This window comes from Paenibacillus sp. 01T443 (assembly GCF_056398325.1).
In genome coordinates, this window is record NZ_JBFTPE010000051.1 from 1 (window position 1) to 7,762 (window position 7,762).

The following is a 7,762-nucleotide window of genomic DNA, read 5'->3' on the forward strand; positions in this document are numbered from 1 at the left end:
TTAGGGGGTAACGGAGCTGGGACAAATCCAGAGCAACTGTTCGCTGCAGGGTTTGCCGCATGCTTTGAAGGTGCGATGGGTACGATTCTTAGAAAAAAGAATATTAAAGCAGAAGGTATAACTATCGCTTCTAATGTTACGCTTGGCAAAGATGCGAACGACGGCTATGTACTTGCTATTACTTTGGACATCACGATAAGCGGTGTAGAAACCAGCGTGGCTGAGGAAATCGTTGCGGAAGCCCATCTGGTTTGCCCTTATGCTAAAGCAACCCGTGGCAATATTGAAGTAGTAACGAACGTAGTTGGTTAATCAGCGCAAATGAATTCTTGGTGATTATTATTTATCTATTTTTGAACGATTGTTCAAAATTGGGGAAGGGTCCGAGTATTCGTTTTCCTTGGCTTTGGCCCTTCCGACAAACCGGCTGGCGCAAAATATAGCTTCGAGCAGCAATTGGACGATCTCCATGCAGTAGTTGAAAGCTGGGGGCTCGTGAACAAATTTGGGTGGAGGGATCGCGAAGTGAAAAATAACGCAAAGCAAGTCTCCAATATAGATTTTGACAAAAATGAAAAGTTGAAGACGCTGACCAAACTTCAGTATAACGTAACTCAGCATGGCGCGGACGAGTCGCCATTTAATAACGAATATTGGGATAATGAAGAAGAGGGTATCTACGTAGATATTGTTTCGGGTGAGCCGTTGTTCAGCTCGAAGGACAAATATGATGCGCGTACAGGCTGGCCTAGTTTTACAAAGCCTTTGGATCCAGACAACGTTGTGCTTAAAAGCAAATTATTTTTTGGGTCCGAAGTCAGAAGTAGGGATGCCGATTCCTTCCTAGGCGATGTGTTCAAAGATGGACCTGGGCCAACGGGACTGCGATTCTGTGTGAACTCTGCAGCCATGGAGTTTATTCCGAAAGACGATCTTGAAAAAAGAGGATATGGCGCTTATGCCGCCCTATTTAGCGAATAGAAGCTTTGAAAATCCACGCGCCTTCGTTGCATTTGTTCTATTACAAAGGCGTCGTTACGACAGGATTAATGCGCTGATATATCAAATAGAGTAAAAATAGGCTGCTGAGAAGCTGGAAGAGTTCTGGACGATTCATGGTACAGTCTAACTAGTACGCTTATTAGCTGTTCGTGCTTAAACAAAAGAGAAACCCAACGTCTTTTTCAAGACGTTGGGTTTCTCTTTTGTCTGAGATGATAGTCAATCATTGCATGTATTAATTGATTAAGATTCGGTCCTACGACGCTTGCTTGATATACTTTCGCAATTTCTTCAATATCCTCTCGCGACTTCCTTAACACCTCCTTGAATATACTCGAGCAGCTTATCAAAAATAGAAATGAAACATAAGAGGATTAACCTAACTGGTTACTATAGCTTGATAATCACGAGGACGAGGCTGCCGGCATATAGAACGGCAGCCTAATTGAGCTAACGGGCAGTTTCTCGCAACATAGAAAGGTGCAGGATTGTTTGATCATTTCGACGAATACTCTAGGTATGGAATGAAGTTCAGAGTTAATGAGGTGACCTTTATGAATATAAGTTAAGATCAACTAGTTGAAGTAATAAAAATTCGTGATCTGGAACTTCCTTTTTTGATCATTTCATTATTCAAGACAACAGACTTCCAATTGATGAAGAATCTTTTTATCTACTAACAGTATAATTCTATAATATGGCATTCTACTTACAAATCAAATCGGGACATGAAGCCGTCGAATCGGTTATGGAGGATACTATGAACATTACGGGTATACATTCTGATTGGAAAGTGGAAAAAATCGAATTCGCCAAGTTAACGGGAGAACGAGCTAGAAGCGCGGGGGCTAATGGCAGAATCGGCATTCATGGCAAAAGCTGCACAGTGGATATCGCTAGAATTACGATCGATGGGCAAACGGGTTACGGTAGCTCGATTCATATGACGCCGAAATGGGCCGAAGACATGATAGGCCGCCGATTGCTTGACTTATTCGACGAACGGGGAAGACTGCGCGAAGAATATCGTTTGCAATTGGAATATTCAATATTCGATTGGTTAGGACAGAGACAGGGCAAACCTGTTTATGACTTGGTGTCGGGTGCCCACTTGGAAAGGGGAGTACCATTAGTTGTCCCCTGCTATGATACCTCTCTATACTTCGACGATTTGCATCTGCCCGATGAGAGAGCCGCGGTCGCGTTGATGCAAGAAGAAGCGATACAAGGATATGCGAAGGGCCATCGTCATTTTAAGATTAAAGTTGGTCGAGGCGGACGCCATATGCCACTCTGGGAAGGGACGAAACGAGATATCGCGATCGTACATGGGATCGCGGAAGTGGCAGGTCCCACAGGCAAGATTATGATCGATGCGAATAATGCATATAATTTGAACTTAACCAAAGAAGTCTTAGTGGCTTTGGCGGATGTGAATCTGTATTGGCTGGAAGAAGCGTTCCATGAGGACGAAGCCTTGTACGAGGACCTGAAGGAATGGCTCCGGCAACGTGGGCAGAATGTGCTTATCGCGGATGGGGAAGGGCTTGCCTCACCGCATCTTATTGATTGGGCGACTCGCGGCCGTGTCGATGTGCTGCAGTACGATATCATCTGGCCCGGCTTCACGCATTGSCTGGAATTAGGCGAGAAGTTGGATGCGCATGGGTTGCGGTCAGCACCTCATTGTTACGGCAATGCTTATGGCATTTACGCATCGGGACATTTGTCAGCCGCGGTGCGCAACTTCGAATTTGTGGAACACGACGACATTACAATTGAAGGAATGGATGTATCTGGGTATCGAATCGAAAACGGAGAGATTCATATTCCGGCCACGCCGGGTTTCGGAATCGTTTTCGACGATGAACTTGTAACAAACCTTATAAAGCGATCCGGCTGGTCCCTGGGAATCCGATAAAAAGCCAGAGAATTTAATGATTTTGGAGTACGGATTTCTATTATATTGTGGATAAGCGCTATTGCGATGCAATAGCGCTTATTAGTGTGGACAAGAGCCGCGGGGATTGCTGTTTATGCGCGGATTTTTTTTTATGTTTCCAGTTTCTTGTCCAAGTTTAAGTACAAGAGCCTGATAACATTGCCGTATAAGGACAAGAACATAATATGGCCCGGAGTGTTCCACTGCTCCTGCTTAAGCTCCAATGGGTGTTGGTAGAACTGTCCGCCGATTCGATAAGCTTAAGGCCGGTTAGTTAGAGATAAAGTGTAGAGCGCTAGCCCCGTAGGTAGCGCTCTTATTCTATCATTGGGCTTTAATAATTTAGACGTTATCGCGTATTAGGCGAAACGTATTACAAATAGTGGTAAATCAGAAGGTGGAATTAGAAGATAGTTTAATTAAAACCTAATAATGCAGGAATTTAGGGTAGGGTGGTTAGTTGGAAAGATCCAATGCTGAGATTTATATGGCTGTAAACTAGTGCTAGGAGTCCGTTTTGATAACGGACTCCTTTTTATTATGTTGTAACTTTAACTACGTCTATCTAGCCCAGCATATTTAAGTTTGTTTCTACAAGCGAAGGTATAAGGAATTTATGATCGATAGGCGATGACATCACGATTAGAATCGTATAGGTCCCGTATTTATCACATTGATTTCCGAACTCCTCGAGGGCTCGCGTGGAGTCGGTTATTACTTTCAATAAGTAGTTGTGTTCTCCACTTATACGGTAACATTCGACGACCTCGGGAGTTGAGCGGCAGAAATCAAGGAATGCGTGACAATCCCTTGAATGAAACAACATGTAGGCAGCAGCATGTTTACCAATTTTATCAGGAGAAATTATGGTGCGATACTCGCTGATGATCCCTTTTTCCTCCATGCGCCTAACTCTTTCCGTAACTGCGGGTTGTGATAAACCGACATATTTACCTAGTTCCGTCATAGATATTCTCGCTTGGCTTTGAAGGTGGAAAAGGATTTGCTTATCAACGTGGTCCATCGAAATCGACTCCTTTAATTTTAATGTATTCCTTATAAACTAGCTTGTAATTAATCGTTACAAGGCTAATTTAACTTAGTTACCTTATGTAATCAGGATAACTTATTTTATATAATAAACTTACAATAGTAAAGTGTTCAAGGCTTTAACTATTCCGAAAGGATGAAGACTTTTGAGTATGTTGTATTCAAACAAAATTAATCCAGATTGTTTACCAGGTCGCATCGATGAAGTAATCAATCGAACGCTTGCCGACAAACGGTTGGTCGGCGCTGTCATTAAAGTGGCGATAAATGGGGTACTGGTTTATAGCCGCGCTGCTGGTCTTGCTGACCGCGAGATGAACCGGCTCATGCGAGAAGATGCCTTATTCCGGCTAGCATCGGTTACCAAACCTATGGTTTCAACGGCTGCCCTAGTACTAGTTGCGCAAGGTCTCTTACAACTTGACGACCGCGTTGATCGTTGGCTTCCAGAGTTTCGGCCACGTTTGCAGAACGGCGAGTTCGCGACATTGACGATTCGTCATTTGCTGACGCACACCGCGGGCCTGTCTTACCGATTCTTTCAAGAAGAGAATGGTTCCTATCAGCGAGCAGGGGTATCCGATGGCATGGATCAGCCCGGCATCACGTTGGAAGAGAACCTGCGACGTCTAGCATCTATACCGCTCCTCTATACGCCAGGCACCGAGTGGAAATATTCCATCGCGACAGATGTGCTGGGAGCAGTAATTGCAAAGGTTACAGAAACACCGCTCAGCGAGGCCATACATTCGCTGGTAACAAAACCGCTTGGCATGAGCGACACCGGCTTTATTGCAGTCGATCCAGAACGACTAGCTACTTCTTATGCCAATGATGTTCCAGAGCCACGGCCTATACATGATCCGGACAGCATTGCCTTTTTGGAGGGTACGGCTGGCTTCCTACTTTCCCCTGGCCGAGCACTTGACGGCACTGCCTATCCTTCTGGGGGAGCTGGCATGGTCGGCAGCGCAGGGGACTTTTTGCAACTGCTGGAAACATTACGCAAGGGCGGAGCCCCCCTTCTGCCGGAGTCTATGGTTCGCGAAATGACTACCAACCAAATCGGTGATCTGCCAATGGCCTTTTGGCCAGGGCGAGGCTTCGGGCTAGGTATTACGCTATTGAAGGATCCTGTCGCCGCAAATACTCCGGAATCCCCGGGTACATGGCGCATGGGTGGCACCTATGGTCATTCGTGGTTCGTCGATCCTGAGCAGCAGCTCAGCGTCGTGGCATTCACCAATACCGCACTGGAAGGCATGTCTGGTCAGTTTACTGTTGACCTTTGTGAAGCCATTTATGACAGGATCAAGAAATAGAGAACGAACACAAGAGCCTTGGTCCGGTATGAACCGGCCAAGGCTCTCTGTGTAGTAGGATACTGAAGGAGTACTTTTTGTGTTGTAAATAGAATCTAGATTTTATAAAAGTGAGGTGCTACTGAAATGAGCCAAAACACAACTTCTGTCACACAGAGTGCCTTCAGCACTCCCTCTTCTGAACGTCTACCATGGGCTGGATTACTAGCCCTTGCTATGACGGGGTTTATTTGTATTCTTACCGAAACGATTCCAGCCGGCTTGTTGCTCCAAATAGGTGATGGGCTTGGAGTCTCGGAGGTCCTTGCGGGTCAACTTGTCACCTTGTACGCCTTTGGTTCACTGTTGGCTGCGATTCCCTTAACCATCGCGACGCGCAGATGGCGGCGACGACCACTGCTGCTAATGTGCATCCTTGGTTTTCTCGTATTCAACACCGTCACCACTCTTTCTTCCAATTTTACACTGACGCTCGCTGCTCGGTTCTTCGCGGGCGTATCCGCTGGTGTCTTATGGGGTATGATAGCAGGTTATGCCCGGCGCATGGTGCCGGAGTCACTCAAGGGACGTGCTATGGCGGTTGCGATGGTTGGAACGCCTCTCGCTCTGGTACTCGGTGTCCCTGCTGGAACACTTCTCGGTACCATTGTGGGCTGGCGCTCTGTCTTCGGGATCATGTCACTTCTGGCTCTGCTGCTAATCGCCTGGGTGCTTTGGAAGCTACCGGACTGTCCAGGAGAAGCCCCTGATAAGCGGCTCCCTCTCTACAAGGTCTTTGTTATTCCGGGGGTGCGGCCGGTACTATTTGTCGTTCTGGCTTGGGTGCTAGCACATAACATCCTGTATACCTATATTGCACCGTATCTTGCTCAGGCTGGGCTTGTCCAGCGCGTTGATTTGGTACTGCTTAATTTCGGCATTACAGCGCTTATTGGCATCTGGGTCATCGGTGTTTTGATCGACCGCAAACTGCGCCTATTGGTTCTAATCAGCCTCGCTGCTTTCGCCCTAGCATCCGTCGCACTAGGCATTAGCAGCAGCCAGCCCGTCGTGATCTACCTAGTGGTTGCCGTGTGGGGATTGACGTTCGGGGGCGCGGCGACTTTGCTACAGACAGCAGTTGCTGAGGCTGCTGGCGAGAGTGCAGATGTGGCCCAGTCGATGCTGGTGACGGCATGGAACCTAGCTATCGGGAGCGGCGGTGTGATGGGCGGGATTCTTATTGAAACACTTGGTGTCGGCTCCTTCCCGTGGATATTGTTTATTCTATTGATCCTTGCACTACTAGTAGTGTGGCACGCTAGAGAATACGGATTTCCTTCAAAGAAGAGGAGACATTAGTTGAACAATCAAGGATTAGTTTGCTGCGGCAGCTTCCTTTCTTTGTTAAGCTAACTGGCAGGATAGTTATAAGGAATAATATCTTTTGCCACTTAGATCCATGGCGAGAGAAGCTGAATATCTGCAATAATATCCTATATGTTATTATCTCATTGATAATAAATCCCAAAAACTCTTCAATAAAAGTTTAAAGCGCATGCTAAGGTTATTCGTTTGTATTTAAGCACCCGCGGTGTTTTTTCTTTATAACCTTTGGATTTGCATGAATGTTATAAAATAGAAGGGAAAGTGAATCTCAAATGAAGGGATGTTTTGGGGTGGGATCAACAAACTTGCTACAAATTGTATTGGATGAGAGCGGTGAAGCTCGCATCAAGAGCATTTCCCGCTTCATCAAGGAGCATATTTCCTATAACTGGGATAAAGTGCTGGTGAACCATCGAGATAAACTGCAACAAGCTTACGTGGAAGCAGGAGACGTGGCCTATGGAACGTATTTGAATCTGTTGTTTCTTCCCATTTACCGTCAGTTTAAAGAGGCTGGTCTTAATCCGGAGCCCCGGTTCCCAGGAGATTTTGACATCTCACGGGAATGGGGCAATGATCTGCAGGATAACCAGCAGCGCTGGATGTGGAGCACAATTTACGGTCCGCACCAAGAGCCAATCGGCACTATTGTCACTATTGTCTATCATGATCACACGCAATTTCAAGTACCACGGCAACCAGAAATCCTGGCATTAAGAGAAGTGGGAAAGGAAGCTGTGGTTGAAACATTGTCTGCTCTCTCTCCCGAATTTTCCCGAGCGCTTGAGTTTACAATCGAGTATGAGCTTTATTTGCAGAGTCTTGAATAATCTATTCATCGTTCTCCAGCGAATAGCAGTTAACTCTAGTTCCTGTTGAACTAATGGGTAACGATAGTTGAACAACACACATTGATGAGCAGGCGCTGCGGTGAAGTGACCCCTTAAAGTTAGACAAATATTTTTATGCAACCTGTTGGGCATGAGCTCGGTACTGTACCGGGCTCATGCCTTTTAATTTTGACTTGATACGTTTGTGATTGTAGTAATCAATGTATCGTTCTAGTTCTTGCTTAAAG

At 46.0% G+C, this 7,762-nt stretch carries 8 protein-coding genes; 6 read left to right on the forward strand and 2 right to left on the reverse strand.

Annotation, left to right across the window (positions count from 1 at the left end; all coding sequences use genetic code 11):
* From AC1DLI_RS33950 to AC1DLI_RS33960, 3 genes are all read left to right on the forward strand, one after another.
* On the forward strand, positions 1–312 hold a 312-nt coding region (locus AC1DLI_RS33950; protein ID WP_477610075.1), incomplete at its 5' end, for an Ohr family peroxiredoxin.
* A 243-nt stretch (positions 313–555) separates the two neighbouring features.
* On the forward strand, positions 556–981 hold the full coding sequence (gene msrB / locus AC1DLI_RS33955) for a peptide-methionine (R)-S-oxide reductase MsrB (protein ID WP_477610085.1): 426 nt from the start codon (positions 556–558) through the stop codon (positions 979–981).
* A gap of 781 nt (positions 982–1,762) precedes the next feature.
* On the forward strand, positions 1,763–2,923 hold the full coding sequence (locus AC1DLI_RS33960) for an enolase C-terminal domain-like protein (protein WP_477610077.1): 1,161 nt from the start codon (positions 1,763–1,765) through the stop codon (positions 2,921–2,923).
* A 586-nt stretch (positions 2,924–3,509) separates the two neighbouring features.
* On the opposite strand, the gene AC1DLI_RS33965 is transcribed toward AC1DLI_RS33960, so the two are convergent.
* Positions 3,510–3,968: an Lrp/AsnC family transcriptional regulator gene (locus AC1DLI_RS33965; RefSeq protein ID WP_477610079.1), complete on the reverse strand. Its 459-nt coding sequence runs from the start codon at positions 3,966–3,968 to the stop codon at positions 3,510–3,512.
* Between the two features lie 178 nt (positions 3,969–4,146).
* On the opposite strand from AC1DLI_RS33965, the gene AC1DLI_RS33970 reads away from it, so the two are divergent.
* The 3 genes from AC1DLI_RS33970 (at position 4,147) to AC1DLI_RS33980 (ending at position 7,514) form a co-directional block, all read left to right on the forward strand.
* Entirely contained in the window at positions 4,147–5,316 is a 1,170-nt protein-coding gene (locus AC1DLI_RS33970; protein ID WP_477610087.1) for a serine hydrolase domain-containing protein, read from the forward strand.
* Positions 5,317–5,442: 126 nt separating this feature from the next.
* Positions 5,443–6,657: an MFS transporter gene (locus AC1DLI_RS33975; RefSeq protein ID WP_477610081.1), complete on the forward strand. Its 1,215-nt coding sequence runs from the start codon at positions 5,443–5,445 to the stop codon at positions 6,655–6,657.
* 332 nt (positions 6,658–6,989) lie between these two features.
* On the forward strand, positions 6,990–7,514 hold the full coding sequence (locus AC1DLI_RS33980) for a DUF6022 family protein (RefSeq protein WP_477610083.1): 525 nt from the start codon (positions 6,990–6,992) through the stop codon (positions 7,512–7,514).
* A 133-nt stretch (positions 7,515–7,647) separates the two neighbouring features.
* Here AC1DLI_RS33980 and AC1DLI_RS33985 read toward each other — a convergent pair.
* Positions 7,648–7,762: IS3 family transposase (locus AC1DLI_RS33985; protein ID WP_477610089.1), on the reverse strand; the 115-nt coding region annotated here is incomplete at its 5' end.

Excerpts from the sequence above, each read along its gene's own strand:
- AC1DLI_RS33965 (WP_477610079.1), bottom strand. The coding sequence starts at position 3,968 with ATGGACCACGTTGATAAGCAAATCCTTTTCCACCTTCAAAGCCAAGCG.
- AC1DLI_RS33975 (WP_477610081.1), top strand. The coding sequence starts at position 5,443 with ATGAGCCAAAACACAACTTCTGTCACACAGAGTGCCTTCAGCACTCCC.
- AC1DLI_RS33970 (WP_477610087.1), top strand. The coding sequence starts at position 4,147 with ATGTTGTATTCAAACAAAATTAATCCAGATTGTTTACCAGGTCGCATC.